Origin of the sequence: Streptomyces alkaliphilus (genome assembly GCF_014141535.1) — a bacterium.
GTDB lineage: Bacteria > Actinomycetota > Actinomycetes > Streptomycetales > Streptomycetaceae > Streptomyces > Streptomyces alkaliphilus.
The window spans coordinates 1-386 of the sequence record NZ_VKHT01001780.1 but is presented as its reverse complement, the minus strand read 5'-3'; the positions used below and the strand labels follow the sequence as shown (position 1 = coordinate 386).

The window sequence follows — 386 nt, the reverse complement described above, 5'->3', positions numbered from 1 at the left end:
CGCGTCCCTCCGCCGAGCCCCCCGGGGCGGAGCCCCTCGATGTGGAAGGGCTGGCGGACCGGCTGTGCGAGAGCGGTGGGGACCCCGTCGACGACATCGCCCTGCTGGTGCTGCACCGGGAGCGGGACGTCGCGGCGCTCCCCTCCCGCACGGCCTGCGCGGTGGTGCCGGTCGGTGACCCCGCGGCGCTGTCCCGCTCCCGTCACTCGGCCCGCGAGGTGGCGCTGGCGGCGGGCGCCGGGACGGAGTGCGCCGACGCGGTGGAGACGGTCACCGGCGAACTGGTCGCCAACGCCCTGCTGCACAGTCCCGGTGCCGCCCTCCTCTCGGTGAGGGTGATCGGGCCCGGCACCCCCCGCCGCCGGCTGCGGATCGAGGTGGAGGAC

1 pseudogene is annotated in these 386 nt (G+C 77.7%); it reads left to right on the top strand.

The annotated features are described in order from the left end of the window. Positions 1 to 41: 41 nt before the first annotated feature. A pseudogene (locus FNQ90_RS26735) lies at positions 42 to 386 on the top strand (protein phosphatase); the annotation flags it as partial.